The following is a 22,597-nucleotide window of genomic DNA, read 5'->3' as shown; positions in this document are numbered from 1 at the left end:
TCGTCCTACTCAGTCCCTTTTTTGTGACTGTAGGTATTTATAAGTGCCACAGTTATCCAGAAATATGCTATCATTGCAGGAACCTCGAAAATGTTTTCAACAAAGTTCTGTGCAAGTACGCCCATTGCACCTGCAAAAAGTCCAATAACCATTATCCTGTATTTCAAATTCGTCTGGCTTCTGATTATCCTGACTGTAGAAACTATAAAGGAAACAATCACAAACGCGAGTGCCGCTATACCAAATATACCCATCTCAGTAAGTGTCTTAAGATAATAGTTGTCCAGATAAAAAGGTGTAAGATTGTTATTCATGGCAACAGCTCCACCGTATCTTCCAAGCCCCATTCCAAATAGCTTGTCCCTTCTCCATATCTCCATTCCGATGTTCCAGCGATAAAGTCTTCCTCCTGCTGCTGATTTCATAAGATAAACAGGTGAAAGCATATAAAGAAGCCTCTCGCTTAAAGCACCTCCAAAGAGCACAAATGCTCCTCCAAGTCCAGCAAATGGAACTATCAATCTTGGAACCAAAATTATAACGAATATCGCAGCTGCAAATGCAAATGCAAGCCAGGCTCCTCTTGACATGGTAAAAAGAAGTCCCGCTATCATTATAATGGAAACCCCTCCATAATAAAGTCTATGAAGATTACTTCTGGCTGCAAGTGTCATTGCAACTCCTATTGGTATAAACAGTACAAATATTACTCCAAGTATATTTGGACTTCCAATAATTGAAAATGCCCTTGTTGTAATATTCTCAGCTGTATCCACCCAGTTTCCTGGCATGGGAACCTTTGTAATGTACTGGTATACTGCATGCAGACCCAGGAACAAACCCAGAGCCAACATTACATTTATCACTCTTTCTGAGTCTCTTACAGTCCTGATATATTGTGTTGCAATAAAATACCATAGAATATGTTGAAACACTGAACGGAATCCCTCAATTGCAATTCCCAGGTCAGGAGCTTTTATAAGAATATGACTAACACCTATGACTATATATATGATTACTGGAAGATCCATCGGTCCAAAATTATACTTTATTTTCCCTCCGCTGGCTATTCTTTTTATAACGAATACGCCTGCCATAAACAACAGCAGAAGTTCATCCCACACAGAACCGAACATGTTTATTACAGGAAGCCTTCTTATCACGTAGTCCACTGCAACATAAAGTACAGGCAGCATCATGAGAAGATCTGTAAATGTTGGAGAACCAAGCGCCTTGGATACCCCTCCAAAAATCTTGCTGTTATAAAGGATCCCGCTGCCCTTGGTGGATTCCGAATCTTTCTTCTGCTTCTTTAATATCCATCCAAGAAGTCTGCTTCCTGATAATCCATTATATATTTCGCCTTCAATTTTTCGTATAAACCTGTCCAGCTCCATCAATATTCCATAGAAAAGGCTGTTATCAATCCAGGATTTGTATTCCTTGGCTTCTCCAGGGTCATTGCGGTTCAGCCTAATATTGAATATCAGGCTGTTTGATGCAAGGTATTTAATTTTCATCAGCAAGCCAATAAAAAGGCTCTTATTTATCGCTTCCTTAAGCCCCATACTAATTCACAACCTCTATACTCACTATCTGACCTTTTAGTCTGTAAAAATCGCTTTCTATAAATATCTTCTTTCCCTGTCTGACTTCCTGTGCCCCAAGTTTGTAGCTCATGCTGTCGTAAGGCAGAGTTCCCTCTATGGTTACTATTGCTTCCTCCATGGTTGGATCAACAGATTTTACAGGATTTCCAGAGTTATCCAGGTTGGTCTCATAAACAGGCATCACTTGGACATCAACAACTGTCGCTTCCAGATACTGTTTTGTCTCTCCGATTGTGTCGCCTACCTGTATTGAATCAAGATAACCAGTGTCATATGGTATTGATGCCACAAACCTTACATGCACAGACTCAGCTGATGCTCCGATATCCTCAAGGTCTTTTCCCATTATTTTAATTACAGATAAAAACAGTAACAGAACAATAACTCCAATAAATATCAAATCCAATATGTTTATTTTGTTGAATACTTTTCCCTCTTTATTTATCATATTCATTGTGCCACCTCAATATGCTTTATATCACTCATTGCCTCAAACTCAACCGTCTTGAGAACAAATTCAAGACCTACCTTGACTTCCTGCCCTCCAAGATCCATATAGGGTCCGCTTGTTACAACCTGAGCTTCTATAACAGCTTCCAGAGTAATATAATCTTCACTCTCATATGCTACAGCCTCTCCTGCGTCATTCACGGCCTTCAGTGCCATTGGTCTTGTCTGAATCTCTCTGATTGTTGCATTCTGAAGTTTGTACTGGGAGAATATCTGATCTCCGACTTCAATGTCTGTAACCATCTCCGGTTTCAACTCGTCAACCTCAACTGTCATAACAATATCCTTTGCGTTGGAAGGTCCCGCTGTAACTCCACCAGTCAACCTTTCTCTATTAAAGAACAAGACCACCGCAGCAATCAAGATGACTACCACGACCGTATCAATCCAATTCCACTTTCTCTTCATAATCTGCCCCTTTCTACTTCTCTGTATGGATTTGTTCCATAAAAATTTCTGCAAGCCTTCCAGTCTGAGACCTTCTGCTATAATTTCTAATACTATCCCAATCCGGGTAATGTTCAATTTCTTTATTCTTCCACTGACTATAATAGCTGGTTATTGCCTTTGAAACTCCTTCTATGTCTTCAGGATCAACTACTTCCCCCGTTTTTGTCTCTCTAATTACCTGTGCTGCAACTCCATCACTTGGAACTATTGCAAGTACAGGTCTATCTGATCTGATATATTCGAATATCTTGCCGGTGTAAAAGTTTTTTGAACCCTTACCCTTTCCAATAACAAGAAGTATAATATCTGAATTAAAGAGCATCTGGATACTTTCCTTGTGAGGAAGATATCCATATGATTTTATCTGTCCTTCAAGGTTGTACTTTATTGCATAGGAATCAATGACCTTGTCATAGATATTACCCACAATTCTAATTTCAAGGTCTTTCTTTTCTATTTCACCTTTTTCCAGGGATATTTTCAGTCCATCCATAAACTCATCGAGATTTCTCCGACCATAGAGGGAGCCAGTGTAGGTTACAACAAATTTCTCGCCACCATCCCTCTGATTGTTCAGATCCTGAAAGTCCTCTTCATCGTATCCATTTGGAATAAAAGTAGATCTCCCAACCAGGGAATCATTGTCCGCTACAAAATTTTCAAGCATCAAAGGAGTATTGGTAATAAAATAATCACAGCCTTCAGTTACCTGAAGCTCCATCTTCTTTTCACCCTTGAACTTGATTCTCTTGTATATGCTGTCCCTATGGTATGGATTGTTTGTCCATTCATCCCTGAAATCCGCCACCCACTTGATATCATCAAGGTTTTTTCTTAAATAAAGACCCATCAGGTGTGATGAGTAGGGAAAGGAAGTTGTATATATCAGCTTAATTCCTTCGTTTTTCACTATATCCATTACCCTATCCCTGTTAAACAGATACCATAAATATTCGGAATCCGGAGACATTATTCTGGTCCCGAGAAACTTCATTGGCAGCTTTAAAATTCCCTTCCGGTTAACAGTATCATAGGGCCTTAATCTATGGACCTTGATGCCATCTGGAATATCCCCAAGCAAGCTCTTATCTGTGAGCTCAGCCACATGCTCCTTGGTTACAACAACAGGCTCGAAGCCGAAATCTCTAAGATATTTTACAAATTTTGTAGTTCTCTGAACTCCTGCTCCTCCCATGGGAGGGAATTCATTGGCTATTATCAATACCTTCTCCATTAAATACCCCTGCCTAAAATTGTTACCTGGAATCCATTTTCAACCAGCTCTTTTTCATTAAGATAATTTCTGGTATCGTATAATCTTTTTGCCTTCATGAGATTTCCAAGCAGTCCAAAGTCAAGCGTACTATACTCAAAATGGTTTACGCCAAGGACAATCAAGTCTGCATCCTTTACTGCATCCTCAATTTGATCATACAGTCTTCCGCTGTAAGGAAAAACCTCCCTGTCAACATGAGGATCGTGGATAGCCACCTGCAATCTGGTCTTTTGCAAAAGTTTTTCAACCAATTTCAAGACGGGGCTCTCCCTTGTATCATCAACATTGGGTTTATATGTTGCACCCAGAATTGCAACCTTGGCTTCATCGCTTTGAACAAGCTCCTGAATTTTCTCCATAACCTTGTCAGGCATACCATCATTTATATTTCTTGCCTGTCGAATCAGCTTTCCTTCCGGATGATTTTCAATAACAAACCAAGGGTCTACTGCTATACAATGACCTCCTACTCCTGGTCCTGGCTGGTGCAGATTTACCCTGGGGTGCTTGTTTGCAAACTTTATTACCTCCCAGGCATCTATGCCCATGTTTTCGGACAGAATTGCAAGTTCGTTGGCAAGTGCGATGTTCACATCCCTGAAGGTGTTTTCCATCAACTTGCACATCTCAGCTGTCTTTGAGTCGGTTGTATATATTTCACCATCAACAAATGTCCTGTAAACTTCCTTAACAATTTCCGTGGATTCCGGATTTATTCCACCGATAATCCTGTCGTTTTCGACCAGTTCCTGAATAATCCTGCCAGGCAAAACCCTTTCCGGTGAGTGGGCAACAAAAACCTCATCTCCAATTTTAAGACCTGATCTTTCAAGTATTGGAACAATTATGTCTTCAGTAGCTCCTGGAGGTGATGTTGACTCAAGGACAACTATGTTTCCCGGCTTCAGATGAGGCAAAATATCTTCTGCAGCACTCTTTACATAGCTCATGTCTGCTTTTTTATCCTCAGTTATCGGTGTAGGTACAGCTATTATAAATACATCCGACTCCTGAAGTGTGGAGATCCCTTTAAGTCTACCTGAACTAACCATTTCATTGACTAGTTCGGACAGTCCAGGTTCTTCAATTATTATCTCTCCTCTGTTGAGAGCATCAATAACTCTTCTATTCAGGTCATATCCCAGTACTTCCATTCCAGCCCTGGCCATAACTGCGGCAGTTGGCAGTCCAATATACCCAAGGCCTACGATTGTAATTTTCTTATCTTTCATGATATACCTCCAAAATTAGCCTTTTACTGATCTATTTAATGTTATACTCTCCACGGACCATAACAAATGTCTTGTCCTTGGTAACAAGGATTCCTCTTCCATCACTTCTTGGAACTATCAAAAGATGATTGCTTGGAACATTTGCTCCATCAGCAATATCAACGCCTGATGTAACATTCGAAAGTCCTCCCAGGCTTGATGCTATGGCAACAGCTTCTCCACTTCTTTTGATGATTTCGGTACCTGCTTGTCCTTCAAGAATCTGTCCATTTTGCAATTCCACTACTACAAGGCTATCTCCAGGGACGTTCTGATCTGATCTGTCGCTAATCTTTTCGTCTATGTAATCCCTTATTTCCTCCAGCTTGATATTAAGATAGCTCAAGGACACAACAGGATCCGTCTCACTCCCAGGTTCGGAGAAAACGACGGTTGATCCCAGCAACAACCCTGCTACTCCCAATGTCACAATGGTTCTTTTGAATTTCATATAAATAACACTCCCATCATAGTTTGGATTGATTTTTAGATTCATACTTAGCCAAGTTACATTATACTATAACTAGACGGTAAATGTCACCCACATCTAGTCATTGTGTAGGTTTTATGTAGAATTATTATAATTCAATTAGTATATCTTCAATCCTAGTTGGGTATAATAAATTGTAAAGGTTTTTTTTACATAGTTTAATCGATTGAGAAATGGTAAATTAATGCACTTACAGGAGGGATTTTATTGAAAGAGCTATCCATGGTAACAAGTAATTATCCGGCATCTGGAATCAGAAAAATGTTTGAGCTTGCCGGCAAATACGATAATGTAATCAGCCTTACAGTTGGCGAACCTGCATTTGACACACCTGAAAACATCAAAAATGCAGCAAAACAGTCATTGGATAATAACAATACCCACTATGTTTCCAATGCAGGCATACCTGAACTGAGAAAAACAATAGCAGAAAAGTACAATAGTCTAATTGGAGGAAATTTCACTCTAGATAATGTTATGGTTGCAATAGGAGGAATGGAAGCAATATTCCTTTCCATGCTGGCAACTGTAAACCCTGGGGATGAAGTCTTGATTCCGGACCCAGGCTATCCCAACTATGAGGGGCAAACCGTTATTCTAGGTGCCAAGGCTGTAAAAGTTCCCGTCTATGAAGAAAACAACTTCAATATTCAAGCAAAGGATATAGAAAATGCAATTACCAAAAAAACAAAGGTATTGATTCTTAATTCCCCGAGTAATCCATTGGGCTCTGTCTTGTCGAAAGATAATCTGGCAGAAATTGCAGAAGTAGTTAAAAAACACGATCTGTTTGTAATTTCAGACGAGGTTTACGAAGAAATCATATATGATGGTTACGAGCACCATAGCATCTCCCAATTCCCTGAAATAAGGGAAAATGTAATGATAGTAAACAGTTTGTCAAAAACTTATGCAATGACAGGATGGCGAATCGGGTATGTCGTGGGCAGTAAAAGAATTATCGATAAGATGCCTAAGCTTCAGGAAGGAATAGTTTCCTGTGCTCCTCATTTTGTACAGGTTGCAGCAATTGAGGCTATCACGAATAGTTCGGAATCTGTAGAATTCATGCGGAAGGAATACGCTAGAAAAAGAAATATCGTAGTTGAGGAAATAAGCAAAATAGAAGGTCTCCAATACAAAGCCTCCCCAGGGAGTTTCTATGCTTTTGTAAATATTAAGGCCTCCGGGATGACTTCACAGGAATTTGCGGAAAAACTGGTTGTGAGCCAGCAGGTTCTTGTTGTTCCAGGTTCAGCCTTTGGCGAAATGGGAGAAGGCTATATCAGGGTTGTGTTTGCAGGTTCTGACGATGACCTGAGAGAAGCTTTCAAGCGAATGAAACTATTTGTTGAATCATTGAATCATTGAATCATTAACAATAAATATACTCCTGAGCCAGCTCAGGAGTATATTTATTGACTTAAGTACTAAGCGCTTATACGCTCTTAAATATGTAGGAGGACTTAATCAACTGCCAACTCCAACACTTATCCTAAGTGCCTGATCGACCTTTCTCATCATATCCTCATCAAACTTACCAATTTTTTCTCTAAGTCTTTTTTTGTCAATTGTCCTGATTTGTTCAAGCAACACCACCGAATCTTTCGGAAGACCAAAATCCTGTGCTGTTATTTCCACGTGGGTCGGTAGTCTGGCCTTGTTAATCTGAGAGGTGATGGCGGCGATTATGACTGTGGGACTGTACTTGTTTCCCACATCATTTTGAACTACCAGTATCGGCCGTACACCACCTTGCTCAGATCCAATAACCGGGCTAAGGTCGGCATAATATATGTCTCCTCTTTTCACTATCATAATTCATTATACTCCAGTGAAGATTCATATCCCATCAGGTCAGTAACGTCTTCCTCAAGACCCATTTCAGATAGGGTTATGTTTAACTGGCTAACCTCGAGATACCCTCTCATAAACTCTCGGTATTTCTTGCAGTGAAACTCACTGTGATTGCATAGGGCAACCACTTTATCAAATAGCTCCAGATTATCTTCTATAACCATAGGCAGACAATCTTCTCTTTTGCTCATTAGGTTAACCCCCCCTTCCTGTGTACTCAGAGAAATATCAGTATATTATAATTATATCTCTATAATAAAAACCGTGTCAATGATTCATTGATTAGCCCAGCAAATAATCAAGAGTCTTTACTACTTTTCCGTTTTTCTTGTATACTCTTGGGAGTCTTCTTCCAATCATGCATATAATCTCGTAGTTAACTGTTCCAAGCTTGGCTGCCACCTGGTCCACATGAGGATATCCATCTACGCCTTCTCCAAAGAATACAACCTCATCTCCAATATGGACACCCGGTATATCCGTTACATCCAGCATTAGCTGATCCATGCAGATCTTACCTGCCACAGGAGCTATCTGTCCGCCTACATAGACTTCCGCTTTTCCAGTCAACATCCTGGTATACCCATCTGCGTAGCCGATGGGAACAGTTGCTATTCTGGATTCTCTTGGAGCCTTGAATAGATGTCCATAGCTGATTCCTGTACCTTCAGCAACCGTTTTTATATTTGATACCACCGATTTCAGTGTCATGGCTGGCTTCAATTCAATTTTTGATTTATCAACTTCGTCTGATGGATAGTAACCATAAATCATGATACCAGGTCTAACCATATCCAGATTATACTCCGGCAGATCAATTATTGAAGCTGAATTGGAAACATGTTTTATTGGAGCTTTGAATCCCCTTTTTTCAAGTCTGTCAACCATCCATACATATTTCTCATACTGCTCTCTTGTGACAGTCTTGTCTGTTTCATCTGCCTTTGCAAAGTGTGTAAATATTCCTTCCACCTCAATGCCTTGAAGATCCTTGATCCTTAATATTTCATCCACCGATTCTTCTGTTGGCTGGAAACCAAGTCTTCCCATTCCAGTATCAATCTTAATATGAAGTTTTGCTGTTTTACCCATCTCCACTGCCGCTTCAGACAATGCCTTTGCATCCTCGTATCTGTAGATGGCCTGTGTCAAATCATAGGCTGCAACTTCCTTCATTTGTTCCGGAGGAGTGAAGTTAAGTACAAGTATGGGAAGATCGAAGCCTGACCTTCTAAGTTCAATTGCCTCATTTAGCAGGGAAACTGCTACTCTCTCCGCTCCCAGCTCTTTGTACATCTTGCCCAGTTCAATGGATCCATGTCCGTATCCGTTTGCCTTGATAACAGGCATTACAATCGTGCCGTCCTTTACAATCTTCTGAATTTCCCTAAAGTTATGTGAAAGGTTATCCAGGTTTATCTCCACGTAGGTGGGCCTTACATCAAAAAAAATGTCCATTGGGAACCTCCTTGTAATTTGTTCTCTTAATATTATACTACTAATCTAGTATTTCACAAGGAATTGGGTTATTCGACTATCAGGTTTACTGCTCTTGGAAGATTCTCCACAATATCAGATGCAATCATTCCGTACTCGCCCTTTTCATCCTTTGCCATATCTCCTGCAAGTCCATGGACATATACTGCCATCACTGCAGCTTCAAATGAATCTTCAACCTGTGCAAGGAATGTTCCTGCAACTCCTGATAGAATGTCCCCACTGCCAGCTGTTGCCATTCCAGGATTACCGGATTTATTTACATACATTCTTTCTCCGTCTGTAACAATGGTGTTGTGACCTTTTAGAACTGTTACCACACCATAGGTTTTGGCAAACTCTCTTGCAGCTCCTTCACGGTCATTTTGAACATCAGCTGTTGACATTTTAAGAAGTCTTCCCATCTCACCGGGATGAGGAGTAATTATGGTCTTTCCTTTTCTGTGTCTTATTATTGTGGGATTATCTGAAAGACTGTTCAAACCGTCTGCATCCAATACCACTGGATTTTCAAAATTCAGAAGGCAATCTTCTATATTGCTTTTTTGTTTTTCACCAAGACCATATCCTGGCCCCAGAACCAATGAATCAAGGCCTTCCTGCGCTTTTCTGTAAGCGTATATGTCACTTGCTTCCCTTACCATAACCTCGACAACCTTAAGACCGAAATCCCTGGCAAGCTCAGTTTCAATAATTGCATGAACCAGGCCAGCTCCGCTTCTTAATGCTCCGTAGGTTGCAAGATAAACTGCCCCAAGCATTCCCTGACTTCCTCCAATTACACCTATTCTGCCGAAGTTTCCCTTGTGTGTGTCAAGTGGTCTTTTTGGCAGCCTGAAAGTCATGTTTTCAGGTATCTCATAATTTTTTGTTGTTTCTCCAACTGCAATTGCCATACTGTATTCCTCCTCATTTGAAATTGATATATCAATATGTCTTACTCCCGCGAAATCCATAATTCTCTGCAGCTTGTAATTGTAAACCAAATATGGTCTTCCACCATCTTCATGGTTGATCGCTATATCCTTCCAGCTGATCTGACCTATTCCGGTACCTAGTACCTTTGATACGGCCTCCTTGGCAGAATATATCCCTGCGACAGTACCTATGGAATGATTTCTGGTCTCCAGGTACTCTATTTCCGCATCACAGAAAATCCTTCTGTAAAAGCTGTCTCTTTTGGATTCCATAAGCTTTTCTATTCTTTTGTTGGACACAATGTCCACACCGGTTCTAATACCCATAAAATCATCCTTTGAATGAATTGTTTTTCACCTTTTATAATAACATATCCAATTCACAATTAAAAATTAAAAATCTCCTGTAGCATTAGTTATGCTCAGGAGATTTTTTCTAGTCTTTTATCTTTCTGCTACCAGGCTTGACAATTGGAAGTCCTTCTCTGCAAAGTGGGCAATCATCCTTGTCATAGGTATCAATTTGAATCTTTTCAGCTGCGAAGATCGGGTAATTCAGCTCTTCTGTGGTTCTGTCCACAAGAGCAGCAATACCAACAACTTCCCCACCATATTCCTCAACAACCTTGATGGCTTCGTAGGAAGACTTTCCAGTGGTTACAACATCTTCAGCAATAAGAACCTTCTGACCTCTTTCAATAAAGAAGCCTCTCTTTAGCTTCATTTGATTATCTTCCCTTTCAGTAAAGATAGCAGGTTTTCCGAGTTGTCTACCCAATTCATATGCGACTACTATTCCTCCCATGGCTGGTCCCACGATCATATCAATCTCAAGATCTTCAACTTTCTCAACTATAAGCTTTACTGCTTTTTCTGCCTTGTCAGGATACTGCAACAGTTTTGCACATTGAACGTATCTGTTGCTGTGTTTCCCCGATGACAATAGGAAATGTCCTTCAAGCAATGCTTCTGATTCCTTCAACAAATCGATTATCATAGCCTACCTCCCGATAATTCCTCTAATTTCTTCCAAATCCTCTATTCCTTCTGACTTCATATATTCTTCTATACCCTGGATTATATCCAGACAAATATCTGGTTTTCTGAAGTTTGCACTTCCAACCTGAACAAGGGTTGCACCAGCCATGATAAATTCAATTGAATCCTCCCATGTCATTATTCCGCCTATTCCAATTATTGGGACATCAACAACCTGGGAAACCTCATATACCATCCTCAAGGCTATTGGCTTTATAGCTGGTCCTGAAAGTCCTGCAGTAACATTGTTGAATACGGGACGTCTTTTCTTGATATCAATTGCAAGTGCATTGAAGGTGTTTACAAGAGAAAGGGCATCTGCACCTGCATCAACACAGGCCACAGCCATTTCCTTGATATTTTCTGCATTTGGTGAGAGCTTGACAACCAATGGCTTGTCAGTTACCTCCCTCACAGCTTCAACCACAATTGATGCAGGAGTACATTGGATGCCAAAGGCCATGCCCCCTTCCTTTACGTTGGGACAGGAGATGTTCAATTCGATGATTGGCACGTCCGTATTATTAAGGAGCTCTGCCCCTTTTATGTATTCTTCAACGGTTCCTCCTCCAAGATTGGCCATTACAACCGTATCCAGTTCTCTCATATATGGCCATTCCTCCTGGATAAAGCCCTGTACTCCAGGATTCTGCAAGCCGATACTATTCATCATTCCGGCTGGGGTCTCGTGGATTCTACGTCCCCTGTTTCCTTCCTTCTTATTCAGTGTAAGTCCCTTTGAGGATATTCCTCCAAGTCTCGATATATCAAAATAGTCCTGGAATTCTCTTCCAAAACCAAAGGTTCCCGAAGCTGCAACAACTGGATTTTTGAATTGGATGCCACAAAATTCAACCTTAGTCATTAAAAACCACCTCCCTGGAATTGAATACGGGTCCTTCCTTGCAAACCCTCTCCATTCCACGAACAGTTGGAATAGTACAACCAAGACAAGCGCCAATTCCGCAGGCCATATGGCTTTCCATTGACAACCACAGCTCTGTCTTGTCCTCGCATATCCTTGCCAGAGCTTCCATCATTGGCATGGGACCGCAGGTGATGATGGTGTCATAATCTTTTGGATCGAATAATTCCGTTACGAATCCTTTCTGACCATGTGAACCATCCTCGGTACTCATTTCTATATTACTCACATATGGTTTGAATTCATCCAGGAAATAAACCTCACTCCTAAAACCTGAAAACAGATCTATTTCTCCTTGAAGCTTTTTAGCGAGATACAACAGAGGAGCAATTCCTATACCACCTGAAACCAGGGCAATCCTTCCTCCCTGGATATCTTCAAAACCGTTTCCCAAAGGACCAAGAACACTCAGTGCTTCTCCCACTCCAAGATTTGATATTATGTGAGTTCCTTTGCCCCTTACCTCATACAACAAGGTAAGCTTTCCATCCTCAACATCAGCTATGCTGATAGGCCTTGGAAGAAATGGATCCAGTCCGTTCCATCCTCTTATCATATAGAACTGACCTGGATTTCCAGTGAAGTCGCCTTCCAGTTCCAGCTTGAATATCCCCTTTGAAATTTCTTTATTCAAGATTATCTTTCCGTCTCTATAACTATCCTTCAAATCCGATATCCTCCCTCATTTTAAGTACTGCTTCTCGTGTATAGTGCTCAAATCTTTCCAAACCATCCTCGTGTTTCTTATATGCTGTGATGATTCCTCTTGAGGAATTGACCACACCGCCGTTGTTATCCCTAAGGTAGAGCTTGACATCCTCGCCTTTTGCTCCCTGGGCACCGTAGCCAGGTATAAGGAAGTATAGGTCTTTGTATCTCTCCCTGATCTCCACTGCCTCATCCACATGGGTTCCGCCTACAACAGCGGCCAGGGATGAATATCCGCATTCTCCCTTAAACTCCTGAGCCATTTCCGCCAGTTTATCTCCCACATGGTAATATATCTTTTTGCCTTCTGATTCAAGATACTCTATGTCCCTTGCACCTGGATTTGATGTTCTAAGAAGTACAAACAAACCTTTCTTCCCTGATTCCACATAGGGCAGGTAGGGTGTTATGCTGTCAAATCCCATATAGGGATTGATGGTGATGAAATCCGTTTCAAAATCGCCCTCAAAATGTCCTTTTCCATACATTTTGGCTGTTGAGGAGATGTCTCCTCTCTTTATGTCCCCTATAGACAGGTGTCCTTCCGCTCTAAGGTACTCAAGAGTCCTGCTGTAGGCCTTCAACCCTTTTAATCCATAAGCCTCGTAGAAAGCAATCTGTGGCTTGTAGATAGCTGCAATATCTCCTGTTGCATCAATTATCCTTTTATTGAATTGAAAAATTATCTGATCTACATCCTGATACTCATTCTTTATTCCATTGGGGATGTAATCAAGACTTGAATCAAGCCCGACGCAAACCATTCCCTTTTTTTGTACTGTCTCGTACAACTTATCTATTATCATACAATCTATCCTCCCCACATGATTTGGACATGTATTTTATGTTTCCTTGCCTTATAGTCATCAAAATCTCACCATAGACCGTCATCCCTGAAAAGGGAGTGTTTTTACCCTTGGACACAAATCTATTTGGATCTATTTCAGCTTCTCCGTCCAGATCAACCAGAATTACATCACCCTCAAATCCCTTTTCAAGTCTACCCTTGTTAAGACCCAAAATCCTTGCAGGATTCTCTGACATCACCTTTACAAGCTGAACCATATTCAAGTGTCCAGCTTTTACAAGATGGGTATGGCAAATCTGAAATGCAGTCTCCAGTCCCGATATTCCAGGGCTGCCATTTTTCTTGTCCTCTTCTGTGTGGGGAGCATGGTCGGTTCCTATTGCATCCACAGTGCCATCCTTGATGGCTTGGATCAAGGCCTGAACATCCGCTTCCTTCCTGATAGGTGGATTTACCCTGTAGTTGTTGTCCCATAGTGCAATATGATGAGGGGTTACATCACAAGTGATATTATGGGATCCTCTTTCTTTAGCCCTTCTAATTTCATCAATTGCTTCCTTTGTACTGACATGGGTCAGGTGAAGCCTTGCTCCTGTATGTTCCGCCAACTGAATATCCCTTGAAGTCTCAAGATTCTCAGAAAGTCTGTAGTCAATTTCTGTAAGCTCCATCTCCTCAGCATGGGCCATTAATATAATGCCTTTCTCCCTTGCCTTCTCCATTGCCTTGTACATTGTGAGAGAAGAAGCGACTCCCTTGCCATCATCTGTTATCATTCTAACATTCTCATCCAGATTGTCGAGATGTGAAATGGTTTCTCCATCAAATTCATCCGTAATCGATGCACACTGATGCACCTCTGCAAGATCCAATTTTTTTGCCTTGTCTCTAACATACTGAATTGTTTTCATATCTGAGCAGACCGGATCGGTATTTCCCATAAGATTGACAAAGGTATATCCTCCCTTAAGAGCTGCCATGCCCCCGGTCATAAGATCTTCCTTGTATAGATAGCCAGGATCCCTGAAATGTGCATGAATATCAACAAATGCAGGAAGCAGTGAGAGTCCATCCGCATCTATCCAGCTGCATTCATAATCGAGGTTTTCACCAATTTCTTCTATCTTTCCGTCCTTGATATATACGTCCTTATTAAAAGTATGGTGCCCATCAATAAGATGTGCACCTTTTATTAAAAGTTCCATTTTAGACCTCCCAGGAATATATATGATCACAGTACTCACATTTATATATACCCTTGTTTTCATCTATCAGTACAAATTTGTGGGTTATATCCCTTTCCACAGTTGTTATGCATCTTGGGTTCTTGCATCTTATAACATCCTGAACTCTTTTTGGTAAAGACAGGTTGATTTTTTCTGTAATAACCTCGTCCTCAATAACATTTACGGTGATATTGGCATCCAAAAACCCCAGCATTGCATAATCAACATCTATTACATCCTCAATCTTTATTATATCTTTTTTTCCCATTTTATTGCTCGATGCATTCATAATCAGAGCAACAGTGAAATCAGCCTTTCCAAGCTTAAGGTATTCAAATATCTTGAGTCCCATTCCTGGTCTTATATGGTCAATTACTAGTCCTTTTTTAATGCTGGTTATATTCAACATTTACTTCACCCCCAAAAGTTTAAGAATAAGTCCCATTCTTACAAACATACCATTCTTTACCTGTTTGAAATACCAGGCTCTTGGGTCATTATCAACTTCAACGGCTATTTCATTAACTCTTGGCAGAGGATGAAGTATTGCAAGATCCTTTTTTGCATCCTTTAGTTTGTCAAGATCTACAATATAGCTGTCCTTGAGTCTTACATAATCAGCTTCGTTGAAGAATCTTTCCTTCTGAACCCTTGTCATATACAGGATGTCCATTTGATCTATAACCTCTTCGAGCCTTTCCACTTCCTGGAATTCTATATTCTTTTGCTCCAAAATTTCGCTTCTGATATAGTCAGGCACCTGCAGCTCCTTGGGTGAAACCAGTATGAATCTGACATTGTCATATCTTGACATCGCCTTGATAAGGGAATGAACGGTTCTACCAAACTTAAGGTCACCGCAACAGCCTATTGTAAGGTTGTCCAGTCTTCCCTTGGATTCAAGTATTGTGAAAAGGTCTGTAAGGGTCTGTGTTGGATGCTGGTGCCCTCCGTCTCCTCCATTGATCAATGGAACAGGGCAGTACTGAGTTCCGTGTTTGGGTGCTCCTTCGTTGGGATGTCTCATTGCTATTATATCTGCATATGCAGCAACTGTTCTTAGAGTATCCGCTAGACTTTCACCCTTTGATACAGAACTAGAGCCCGGCTCTGCAAACCCGATAACGCCTCCACCCAATCTCAACATTGCGGCTTCAAAGCTAAATCTGGTTCTAGTGCTAGGCTCATAGAACAAGGTGCTGAGGATTTTTCCATGACACATGGAATTATATTCCTCCGGCTTATTTACGATTTCTTGCGTCAATTCAAAAATACTTTCCAATTCCTCAATTGTAAAATCCTGGGGGTCAACTAGATGTCTTCCTTTTAACATAAATATTCCTCCTTTTAGTTAATAAACCTCAAGGAACAGCGCAGTAAAATGGCATTAAAAAAGCCTTCCACAAAGGAAGGCACAAGTATCCCACTTATACGCTCTCCTTTCCGATCTCACGGGATCGATTTAAAGGTATTTATTTACCTAAAGGTATCACAGGGAGGTATATAAGTCAATAATTTTTCAGCCCATCTTATGATGTTTTTTCAAGATATTCCGGAAAACTTTCGATTGAAATATCAGCAATACGATCAATTTCTTCCCAGTCAATTCTGGCTGATCTGTCCTTGATTGCAGCCACTTTTATCCCAAGTTTTTTAGCTGCCTCCATTGAATGAAGTGCATCCTCAAATACCCATATATCCTTGGGTTCATGGTCTACTCTATCCAGTATCAATTGATAGAACTCAGGTTTATACTTTTCAATTCCAGTGCTTTTGCATGTCTGAAGAAATTCAAAGTATTCATCGATTTGAAGCCTTTCCATGGCTCCCTTGGCCAGACGATCTGCCGTTGCTGTAGCAGCACACATTTTTATGCCATTATCTTGAAGGGTTTGGAGCACTTGCCTGGCACCTTCCTTGAGCTGTATTTTATCAAAATAATACTTTTCAAGAAGCTTTTCCATCTGATCGTTTAGCTCCTCTCCACTTTCAGGAAGACCATACATTTCCTTCAGTATGTCAGAAGACTCTCTCAAACTGTATTCCCTCAACTTTTCCCTTATATCTTCAGGGGCATCTATCCCCCTTGATTTCAAGTAATCATACGCCAGTGTTTCCCATATCCACATTGAATCAAATAGTGTTCCGTCCAGGTCAAATATTGCAAATTTCATGTTTTTCCTCCTTTGTTTCTATCCGCTTACCTCTTTTTTATACCCAATACAGCTGGACTTCATAGAAAAAGTTATGTTGAAATTGATAGCGCTTGTTTGGGCTTATGCCAACAATGGTATAATATGATAAGAGCGTCGAAATAAATCAGGAGGTGCATAAATGAAATTTCATTTAAAAAAGGGTGGAGATGTAAAAGTTTTAATGAGTTTTAAGGAAACTGAAAGCGTTGAAAAGTTCAATGATCTTTTCAGCTTCCTTAAGAATAAGGAAATATTCAAAGGAGATGCAGGAGAGGTATACTCTCAAATTTCGCACGAAGGTGATTCTGTAGTATTCCTTGGGTTGGGAGAAGAAGAAAAACTCGAGTATGAAACACTTAGAAAGTCTTTTTTCTCCTTGGGCAATGAGCTCCAAAAGAAAAAAGTAAAGAGTATTGGATTGTCAGTTCCTAAATTCGGTGACAGATGCTATGGAAAAACCAACAAGGCAATTTCGGAAGGCTTGCTTCAATCTCAGTATGATTTTGACAAATATAAAAGTGAAAAGAAACCTAAGGTTCTTTTGGAGGATGTCTACCTGGACATAGTCTCAGGAGAAGATGAAAAGGTGGAAAGTGTAATCAAGGAAACTCAAATGGTTATGGATGGTGTCTTCCTTACTAGAAACCTAGTGAATGAACCTGCCATGAATCTTTATCCGGAAGTGCTTGCCAAGGAAGCAGTCGATAAGCTTACTCCTGTTGGTGTGGATGTAAAGGTTCTTGGACAGAAGGAAATCGAAAATCTCCGTATGGAGGCTTTCCTTTCGGTTGCAAGAGGTTCATCAAAGGAACCTAAATTTATTATAATGACTTATATGGGTAATCCTGATAGTAAAGAAAAGCTAGCACTGGTGGGAAAAGGACTTACCTATGATTCCGGTGGATATTCACTTAAACCAGCTGCTGGAATGGCAACCATGCATTCCGATATGGCTGGAAGCGCCTCAGTAATCGGTGCAATGTATGCAATAGCTTCAAACAAGCTAAAGAAAAATGTAGTTGCAATTGTTGCAGCCTGTGAAAACATGGTTTCAGGTGATGCCTATAAAACAGGTGATATAATCGGATCCATGTCAGGCAAGACAATTGAGGTTGAAAACACAGATGCAGAAGGAAGACTTACTCTGGCTGATGCTCTCTGGTATGCATCAACTGTTGAAAAGGCTGACAAGATAGTTGATCTTGCTACCCTTACAGGAGCCTGTGTAGTGGCTCTTGGAAGCGTAAATACCGGAGCCATAGCGAACGATGAGAAGCTTATGAAAGATGTCTCCATTGCTGCAGGGTTAGCTGGAGAACCCGTTTGGCAGCTGCCAAACAATGAAGATTACAAAGAGTTGTTCAAGAGTCATTTTGCAGATCTAAAGAACACAGGTGGACGAAGTGCAGGTGCAATAACTGCAGGAATGTTCCTTCAGGAATTTGTAAATGATACTCCATGGGTTCACTTGGATATTGCAGGAACAGCATTTATTGACAAGGCTGCAGGATACCTTCCAAAGGGAGCTTCTGGAGTTCCCGTGAAGACCCTGTTCTACCTTGCAAAAGATATTGAGCAAAATTAATGCAAAATGTCCCAGGTATTTTTCAATACCTGGGACATTTTTATTTGTGCTATTTTTTTAGAACTCCACCAAGAAGCCCTATTATTGCAAACATGGTGTAATATCCAGAGCTCGAGATAGAGTTACCCGTAAGCTCTTGTATTCCATTGATTATTAAGATGTCTCCCCCAAACAGGGACACAATCCAGCCAACGACCAATCCTACTACAAGTCCTCCCAACATATACACACCCCCTAAACAGTTCAACCTACTCTAATAATAACAGAATTTGAAGGATAAATCCATCAAATGGTCCATTCACCATGAATAATTCCTACCAGATGCCATGCTCCATTGTGATCTTCAAATACAAGCTTTAAACTTCTCCAGTCCATACCATTGTATTGCGGGTCAAAGCCTGTGAAATGAAACTCGACAAACTGACCATTTGGATATTCGGTATCGACGTTATTGATAATATTTCCTGTTCCAATTTTGTAATTGTTGCCGATCATTTCAGGATTGGCAAAGTCAACATCGTAAATAAATCTATCATAATAATCGTCAAATGTCATGTCTATTGGGTCTCCAGTCCCGTCAAACTCTCCCCAGTTATTTACTATGGGGCTATTTACAAGATTCTGGAACTGTGCTGCCTGTATTACAATATCATTTTGTAGATCCACATAGTCATAAGGAGTGAATCTTACTCCTTTTGAAGGATGAACATATACATCAAGATCTGACATGTTCATATCTTCAATAAGATCAATAACTTCCATTGCCGTTGTCAATAAAGATGCTCCAGGTGTCGGCCCAGTTGACAAGGGTACGGGATCTTCAGGTGGCTCAGCCTGTAATTCATTCAGCTCTTCCTGAAGTTGTGAAACTTCTGTCGTCAAGCTCTCTATCTCAGTATCCTTCTCTTCTATCTGTTCCTGCAATGCTTCCAGCTCTGAACTCTCCTGTGGTGGATTTTCTTCAGATGTCCCTCCGGTGCAACCTGCAAGGGATAGTGCCATTATCAATATAAACACAGTAAATAGCTTTCTATTTCCATTCATAATCCCACATCCTTTTTTTTATTTACTCTATTCCTACCCTTTTTATAGGATTTAAATATTTCAATCCAATTACAATGTGGAATTTTACTCATTATTTTATAATTCTATAATGCAATACCGGATGTTTTCCTAGTAATACTTCCAACCAGACTATCTATCTGCATTTCCCTCTTTGAATTTTTCCAATCGATTATTCCTGTAAAAAGAATATTTGCCCCTTTATCCGTACAGATGCTTTTCATCTGCTTAATTGAACTGTTTCCTCCCATCCAGTTGAATGGAAATGCATGGGTGACAAATATCATCGTATCCTTTCCTTCCAAGCCTTCAACTTTTCCAAGAAGCGCCTTTATTGCAGGAGAAGCTTGAAAACCTCTTACAGGTCCTCCGAAAATCAATAAATCCATTTCTTCCAATGGTGTTTCCAATGGTTCAATCCCGATTTTATTTGCATCCTGTTGATTCTTATCCTCGCCGCCAATTATTTTAAGCCTCTCCATAAAAACTTCGTGATCTTCTTTTTCAAGTCTGTTCTTTAGTCTCTCAGCAACAAGAGAAGTGTTGCCGGTCATGGAATGCACAATTATACCTATTTTCATCACTAGTCCTCCCTCTACTCGCTTTTTAAGGCATCCTCAATGGCTTTGAGTATAACCCTGCTGCTGTAGGTTGCCCCTGATATTGAATCTACATCGATTTTTTGCTCAGCAATAACGCTATCTACTATTGCTTCTGCCGATTCTCCCTGCCCGTGGTCGTGCTCTAGTATTTCAATATCTGTGATTTTTCCATCTCGCACTTCAACCTGAACCTCTGCATTTACAGGTGGTGAAGAATATTCTCCTATGTAAGTCCCATCCTCAATGCTTTCAATATCAATCTGACTTATTTCCACATTGACAAGATTGTTCAGATTTGTCTGAAGAAGCATCATCATGCCAACTGCAGCAAGAACAATTACAGCCAGTATTCCCAATAAAATTTTCCATCTCTTTTTCACATTCTCACTCCTAATATATTTACCCTTCACGTTAAAGTAATATCAAGTTGATTATATCATTAATAAGCTGGATACAATAGTACCCAGCACATTTTTTGTTATATTCTTTCACATCTTATGTTAGATTCACATCGGAAAGTATAATGACTCACTCTCTGATTCAAGATCAGAGATTTATCATACTCGTTTCGAAAATTGGTTCGCTATCGATTAAACTAACCCATGGCTAAAAACACATCTAGTTCCCTATCATAAATATCGCCAGTAACTTTTTAGGTAATCACGCAAACCAAACGATTTTCTCATCTCGAATGAAAAATCTTGCTGATCTTTCCATATATAGGCTCGCTTGTGCCCGACGATAGAAATACCCAAAATCTTCGATTTTGTGGCATTTCATCGAGGGGGTATTCGCTCATTAATACTTCCCTTGCTTCGGTTAACATTCCAAAACATTTTGCTTTGTACTGAATGAAGTCTTTTAAATATCTCGAAAGGTGATTTAAAAAGAAGTTCATATGAAAGAACAACTAAAGAATCCAGCGAGGATTTCGCAGTGTTTTGATTCCTCCAAGCGAAGCGGCATAGGAATCAACGGAGAAAACGAGCGCTTGATTCTTATTGGACTTGAATCTAGAACTTCGTTTAAATACCTGAGAGATAAGGACTTATTTTCTATTGCTAAATTGAGAATTATTTACACACATCCACCCATTCCCCATTAACAACATCCCTAAGATAATCAACATCAATCTTTATGCAGGCATTGGGACTACCAGCAGCAGGGTAAACATAATCATAGACCTTAAGTGATTCATCAAGGTATATATCAATAGGCTTGCTCAAACCAAAGGGACATACCCCTCCAACAGGATGACCTGTTGCATCAAAAATATCATCTCCACTTATAAACCTGGCTTTCTGTTTGAAGGTATCCTTGAATTTTCTATTATCAAGCCTTACATCGCCCTTGGCAAGTATAAGAATATCCCGCTCCTTAAGCCTGATCGCCATTGACTTGGCGATTCTTCCGGGCTCTACATCAAGGGCCTCTGCAGCAAGCTCAACTGTTGCCGTACTTCCCTCCATCTCATACATCTCAACATCAATCTTTGCTTCCTCAATATGCTTTTTTACACTTTCCAAAGTCAATTACATCACCCCTGAATTATCTTTTTTCAATCAAACCTCTGTTATAGGCATCCTCAATCATATGCTCCACAAATTCCCAAAGCCTGTCCGATGAGTCTTTGACCGGACTTATTCTTTTATAAATATCTGACTGTGCAACTCCATGCTTCCTCCAGGATCCACCGCCATTGTAATAATTGTTAAGCATCGGTTGAAGTCTATCCATGGATGAGGCAAAAAGTGCTTCCGGAGTTTCCATCTCTTCAAATTCATCCCATAATCCCCTGAACTCCATACCTTTTCTTGAATCAAGCATTCCAAATATTTTTTCAGCTGCCTCAACTTCCCTCTGCCTTTTATCCTTGTTCCCTTCCTCGTCATAGCAGAAAGTATCTCCTGCGTGCAATTCAACCAGGTCGTGGATCAAGAGCATTTTTATTACCTTGTTTACATCAATTTCTTCATTTGAGTAGTCGGAAAGAACCATTGACATGACTGCTATATGCCAGGAATGCTGGGCATCGTCCTCTCTTCTGTCCTCTGTAATAAGGTTGGTTTGTCTAAGGATTGTCTTCATCCTGTCCAATTCAACAATAAATTCAATGTCCTTTATTATTCTGTCATCCATATACATTCTCCTCTCAATAAGCTATTACTGATATTTTAACATATATTTTGAAATTTGTTTTCTCAACAGCTTTGATTATTTATTTTTATTTATATCAGAAAATCTGAATTTACAAGGTAGTTTGATAATACGCTCTCGGATTCAAGATCAGAGATTTATCACACTTGCTTCGAAAATTATCTTGCTATCGATTATACATAACTTGGGCAAAAATATACTCTGCGTTCTTTATCACTTCAACAACTACCAACTATAATGGAAATCACGCAAGCCAGTACGATTTTCTCACTTCGTGTGAAAAATCAAGCTGATCCATATCAGTTCGCTTGTGCCCGGCGATAGAAATGCCCAAAATGGGGGTGCGGATGTTTTTTTGGACTCTTTTTAGACAATTCCAAGACTTTTCCGGTAAGCTTTTATGCTCTTGCCCC

General features: G+C 40.2%; 26 protein-coding genes. 2 read left to right on the top strand and 24 right to left on the bottom strand.

Annotated features, from left to right (window positions below):
* Positions 1-5 precede the first annotated feature (5 nt).
* From ACOEN1_RS07660 to ACOEN1_RS07635, 6 genes are read right to left on the bottom strand one after another with little or no spacing between them, the layout of a single operon-like run.
* Positions 6-1,520, bottom strand: coding sequence for an O-antigen ligase family protein (locus ACOEN1_RS07660; RefSeq protein WP_422486173.1), 1,515 nt, complete (start codon positions 1,518-1,520; stop codon positions 6-8).
* A gap of 49 nt (positions 1,521-1,569) precedes the next feature.
* Complete coding sequence (locus ACOEN1_RS07655) at positions 1,570-2,064, bottom strand: DUF4330 domain-containing protein (protein WP_422486171.1); 495 nt, start codon at positions 2,062-2,064, stop codon at positions 1,570-1,572.
* The gene (locus ACOEN1_RS07650) at positions 2,061-2,528 is read right to left on the bottom strand and encodes a DUF4330 family protein (RefSeq protein WP_422486170.1); all 468 of its coding nucleotides are present in this window, start codon (positions 2,526-2,528) and stop codon (positions 2,061-2,063) included. Before ACOEN1_RS07650 ends, ACOEN1_RS07655 begins: the two co-directional genes overlap by 4 nt.
* Positions 2,529-2,541: 13 nt before the next feature.
* Positions 2,542-3,804 (bottom strand): glycosyltransferase family 4 protein, encoded by a 1,263-nt coding sequence (locus tag ACOEN1_RS07645; RefSeq protein WP_422486169.1) that lies wholly within the window; start codon positions 3,802-3,804, stop codon positions 2,542-2,544.
* Positions 3,804-5,078 (bottom strand): nucleotide sugar dehydrogenase, encoded by a 1,275-nt coding sequence (locus ACOEN1_RS07640; protein ID WP_422486168.1) that lies wholly within the window; start codon positions 5,076-5,078, stop codon positions 3,804-3,806. Before ACOEN1_RS07640 ends, ACOEN1_RS07645 begins: the two co-directional genes overlap by 1 nt.
* 31 nt (positions 5,079-5,109) lie before the next feature.
* A complete protein-coding gene (locus ACOEN1_RS07635; RefSeq protein ID WP_422486166.1) occupies positions 5,110-5,568 on the bottom strand; it encodes a hypothetical protein in 459 nt (152 codons plus the stop codon).
* Positions 5,569-5,814: 246 nt separating this feature from the next.
* Here ACOEN1_RS07635 and ACOEN1_RS07630 point away from each other — a divergent pair, with 246 nt between their 5' ends.
* A complete protein-coding gene (locus tag ACOEN1_RS07630) occupies positions 5,815-6,978 on the top strand; it encodes a pyridoxal phosphate-dependent aminotransferase (protein WP_422486164.1) in 1,164 nt (387 codons plus the stop codon).
* Positions 6,979-7,077: 99 nt separating this feature from the next.
* On the opposite strand, the gene ACOEN1_RS07625 is transcribed toward ACOEN1_RS07630, so the two are convergent.
* From ACOEN1_RS07625 to ACOEN1_RS07570, 12 genes are all read right to left on the bottom strand, one after another.
* Complete coding sequence (locus tag ACOEN1_RS07625; RefSeq protein WP_422486162.1) at positions 7,078-7,425, bottom strand: type II toxin-antitoxin system PemK/MazF family toxin; 348 nt, start codon at positions 7,423-7,425, stop codon at positions 7,078-7,080.
* Positions 7,422-7,655 carry a hypothetical protein gene (locus ACOEN1_RS07620; RefSeq protein ID WP_422486161.1) on the bottom strand — a complete coding sequence of 78 codons (234 nt, stop codon included), beginning with the start codon at positions 7,653-7,655 and terminating at the stop codon, positions 7,422-7,424. Before ACOEN1_RS07620 ends, ACOEN1_RS07625 begins: the two co-directional genes overlap by 4 nt.
* Positions 7,656-7,746: 91 nt before the next feature.
* On the bottom strand, positions 7,747-8,922 hold the full coding sequence (gene alr, locus ACOEN1_RS07615) for an alanine racemase (protein ID WP_422486160.1): 1,176 nt from the start codon (positions 8,920-8,922) through the stop codon (positions 7,747-7,749).
* Positions 8,923-8,990: 68 nt separating this feature from the next.
* Positions 8,991-10,205 (bottom strand): NAD(P)H-hydrate dehydratase, encoded by a 1,215-nt coding sequence (locus tag ACOEN1_RS07610; protein ID WP_422486159.1) that lies wholly within the window; start codon positions 10,203-10,205, stop codon positions 8,991-8,993.
* Positions 10,206-10,314: 109 nt separating this feature from the next.
* The gene (pyrE, locus tag ACOEN1_RS07605; protein ID WP_422486158.1) at positions 10,315-10,875 is read right to left on the bottom strand and encodes an orotate phosphoribosyltransferase; all 561 of its coding nucleotides are present in this window, start codon (positions 10,873-10,875) and stop codon (positions 10,315-10,317) included.
* A gap of 3 nt (positions 10,876-10,878) precedes the next feature.
* Positions 10,879-11,781: a dihydroorotate dehydrogenase gene (locus ACOEN1_RS07600; RefSeq protein ID WP_422486157.1), complete on the bottom strand. Its 903-nt coding sequence runs from the start codon at positions 11,779-11,781 to the stop codon at positions 10,879-10,881.
* The gene (locus ACOEN1_RS07595) at positions 11,774-12,508 is read right to left on the bottom strand and encodes a dihydroorotate dehydrogenase electron transfer subunit (protein WP_422486156.1); all 735 of its coding nucleotides are present in this window, start codon (positions 12,506-12,508) and stop codon (positions 11,774-11,776) included. Before ACOEN1_RS07595 ends, ACOEN1_RS07600 begins: the two co-directional genes overlap by 8 nt.
* Entirely contained in the window at positions 12,498-13,355 is an 858-nt protein-coding gene (pyrF, locus tag ACOEN1_RS07590) for an orotidine-5'-phosphate decarboxylase (protein ID WP_422486154.1), read from the bottom strand. The genes ACOEN1_RS07595 and pyrF overlap by 11 nt, the downstream gene beginning before the upstream one ends.
* The gene (locus tag ACOEN1_RS07585) at positions 13,342-14,562 is read right to left on the bottom strand and encodes a dihydroorotase (protein ID WP_422486153.1); all 1,221 of its coding nucleotides are present in this window, start codon (positions 14,560-14,562) and stop codon (positions 13,342-13,344) included. Before ACOEN1_RS07585 ends, pyrF begins: the two co-directional genes overlap by 14 nt.
* Before the next feature lies 1 nt (position 14,563).
* Positions 14,564-14,992, bottom strand: coding sequence for an aspartate carbamoyltransferase regulatory subunit (locus ACOEN1_RS07580; protein ID WP_422486152.1), 429 nt, complete (start codon positions 14,990-14,992; stop codon positions 14,564-14,566).
* Positions 14,993-15,916 (bottom strand): aspartate carbamoyltransferase, encoded by a 924-nt coding sequence (pyrB, locus tag ACOEN1_RS07575; protein WP_422486151.1) that lies wholly within the window; start codon positions 15,914-15,916, stop codon positions 14,993-14,995. It abuts the gene before it with no gap.
* A 196-nt stretch (positions 15,917-16,112) separates the two neighbouring features.
* Complete coding sequence (locus ACOEN1_RS07570; RefSeq protein ID WP_422486150.1) at positions 16,113-16,757, bottom strand: HAD family hydrolase; 645 nt, start codon at positions 16,755-16,757, stop codon at positions 16,113-16,115.
* Between the two features lie 160 nt (positions 16,758-16,917).
* Between ACOEN1_RS07570 and ACOEN1_RS07565 the strand changes: the two genes are divergently transcribed.
* Positions 16,918-18,363, top strand: coding sequence for a leucyl aminopeptidase (locus tag ACOEN1_RS07565; RefSeq protein ID WP_422486149.1), 1,446 nt, complete (start codon positions 16,918-16,920; stop codon positions 18,361-18,363).
* 49 nt (positions 18,364-18,412) lie between these two features.
* On the opposite strand, the gene ACOEN1_RS07560 is transcribed toward ACOEN1_RS07565, so the two are convergent.
* The 6 genes from ACOEN1_RS07560 to ACOEN1_RS07535 all read right to left on the bottom strand — a co-directional run bounded on the left by ACOEN1_RS07560 (position 18,413) and on the right by ACOEN1_RS07535 (position 22,166).
* Positions 18,413-18,586 (bottom strand): hypothetical protein, encoded by a 174-nt coding sequence (locus tag ACOEN1_RS07560; protein ID WP_422486148.1) that lies wholly within the window; start codon positions 18,584-18,586, stop codon positions 18,413-18,415.
* A 62-nt stretch (positions 18,587-18,648) separates the two neighbouring features.
* Positions 18,649-19,407 (bottom strand): hypothetical protein, encoded by a 759-nt coding sequence (locus ACOEN1_RS07555; RefSeq protein ID WP_422486147.1) that lies wholly within the window; start codon positions 19,405-19,407, stop codon positions 18,649-18,651.
* A gap of 104 nt (positions 19,408-19,511) precedes the next feature.
* On the bottom strand, positions 19,512-20,006 hold the full coding sequence (locus tag ACOEN1_RS07550; RefSeq protein WP_422486146.1) for a flavodoxin family protein: 495 nt from the start codon (positions 20,004-20,006) through the stop codon (positions 19,512-19,514).
* A 14-nt stretch (positions 20,007-20,020) separates the two neighbouring features.
* The gene (locus ACOEN1_RS07545) at positions 20,021-20,407 is read right to left on the bottom strand and encodes an FMN-binding protein (RefSeq protein ID WP_422486144.1); all 387 of its coding nucleotides are present in this window, start codon (positions 20,405-20,407) and stop codon (positions 20,021-20,023) included.
* 693 nt (positions 20,408-21,100) lie between these two features.
* Complete coding sequence (locus tag ACOEN1_RS07540) at positions 21,101-21,559, bottom strand: YbaK/EbsC family protein (protein ID WP_422486143.1); 459 nt, start codon at positions 21,557-21,559, stop codon at positions 21,101-21,103.
* A 16-nt stretch (positions 21,560-21,575) separates the two neighbouring features.
* Positions 21,576-22,166 carry an HD domain-containing protein gene (locus tag ACOEN1_RS07535; RefSeq protein WP_422486142.1) on the bottom strand — a complete coding sequence of 197 codons (591 nt, stop codon included), beginning with the start codon at positions 22,164-22,166 and terminating at the stop codon, positions 21,576-21,578.
* Between the last annotated feature and the right edge of the window lie 431 nt (positions 22,167-22,597).

It is taken from the genome of Gudongella sp. DL1XJH-153, assembly GCF_049310905.1.
In the GTDB taxonomy this organism is placed as follows: Bacteria; Bacillota; Clostridia; order Tissierellales; family Tissierellaceae; genus Gudongella.
This window is presented reverse-complemented; position numbering and strand designations above follow the sequence as displayed.

Excerpts from the sequence above, each read along its gene's own strand:
- ACOEN1_RS07660 (WP_422486173.1), bottom strand. The coding sequence starts at position 1,520 with ATGAAAATTAAATACCTTGCATCAAACAGCCTGATATTCAATATTAGG.
- ACOEN1_RS07655 (WP_422486171.1), bottom strand. The coding sequence starts at position 2,064 with ATGAATATGATAAATAAAGAGGGAAAAGTATTCAACAAAATAAACATA.
- ACOEN1_RS07650 (WP_422486170.1), bottom strand. The coding sequence starts at position 2,528 with ATGAAGAGAAAGTGGAATTGGATTGATACGGTCGTGGTAGTCATCTTG.
- ACOEN1_RS07645 (WP_422486169.1), bottom strand. The coding sequence starts at position 3,804 with ATGGAGAAGGTATTGATAATAGCCAATGAATTCCCTCCCATGGGAGGA.
- ACOEN1_RS07640 (WP_422486168.1), bottom strand. The coding sequence starts at position 5,078 with ATGAAAGATAAGAAAATTACAATCGTAGGCCTTGGGTATATTGGACTG.
- ACOEN1_RS07635 (WP_422486166.1), bottom strand. The coding sequence starts at position 5,568 with ATGAAATTCAAAAGAACCATTGTGACATTGGGAGTAGCAGGGTTGTTG.
- ACOEN1_RS07625 (WP_422486162.1), bottom strand. The coding sequence starts at position 7,425 with ATGATAGTGAAAAGAGGAGACATATATTATGCCGACCTTAGCCCGGTT.
- ACOEN1_RS07620 (WP_422486161.1), bottom strand. The coding sequence starts at position 7,655 with ATGAGCAAAAGAGAAGATTGTCTGCCTATGGTTATAGAAGATAATCTG.
- alr (WP_422486160.1), bottom strand. The coding sequence starts at position 8,922 with ATGGACATTTTTTTTGATGTAAGGCCCACCTACGTGGAGATAAACCTG.
- ACOEN1_RS07610 (WP_422486159.1), bottom strand. The coding sequence starts at position 10,205 with ATGGGTATTAGAACCGGTGTGGACATTGTGTCCAACAAAAGAATAGAA.
- pyrE (WP_422486158.1), bottom strand. The coding sequence starts at position 10,875 with ATGATAATCGATTTGTTGAAGGAATCAGAAGCATTGCTTGAAGGACAT.
- ACOEN1_RS07600 (WP_422486157.1), bottom strand. The coding sequence starts at position 11,781 with ATGACTAAGGTTGAATTTTGTGGCATCCAATTCAAAAATCCAGTTGTT.
- pyrF (WP_422486154.1), bottom strand. The coding sequence starts at position 13,355 with ATGATAATAGATAAGTTGTACGAGACAGTACAAAAAAAGGGAATGGTT.
- ACOEN1_RS07585 (WP_422486153.1), bottom strand. The coding sequence starts at position 14,562 with ATGGAACTTTTAATAAAAGGTGCACATCTTATTGATGGGCACCATACT.
- ACOEN1_RS07580 (WP_422486152.1), bottom strand. The coding sequence starts at position 14,992 with ATGTTGAATATAACCAGCATTAAAAAAGGACTAGTAATTGACCATATA.
- pyrB (WP_422486151.1), bottom strand. The coding sequence starts at position 15,916 with ATGTTAAAAGGAAGACATCTAGTTGACCCCCAGGATTTTACAATTGAG.
- ACOEN1_RS07570 (WP_422486150.1), bottom strand. The coding sequence starts at position 16,757 with ATGAAATTTGCAATATTTGACCTGGACGGAACACTATTTGATTCAATG.
- ACOEN1_RS07565 (WP_422486149.1), top strand. The coding sequence starts at position 16,918 with ATGAAATTTCATTTAAAAAAGGGTGGAGATGTAAAAGTTTTAATGAGT.
- ACOEN1_RS07560 (WP_422486148.1), bottom strand. The coding sequence starts at position 18,586 with ATGTTGGGAGGACTTGTAGTAGGATTGGTCGTTGGCTGGATTGTGTCC.
- ACOEN1_RS07555 (WP_422486147.1), bottom strand. The coding sequence starts at position 19,407 with ATGAATGGAAATAGAAAGCTATTTACTGTGTTTATATTGATAATGGCA.
- ACOEN1_RS07550 (WP_422486146.1), bottom strand. The coding sequence starts at position 20,006 with ATGAAAATAGGTATAATTGTGCATTCCATGACCGGCAACACTTCTCTT.
- ACOEN1_RS07535 (WP_422486142.1), bottom strand. The coding sequence starts at position 22,166 with ATGGATGACAGAATAATAAAGGACATTGAATTTATTGTTGAATTGGAC.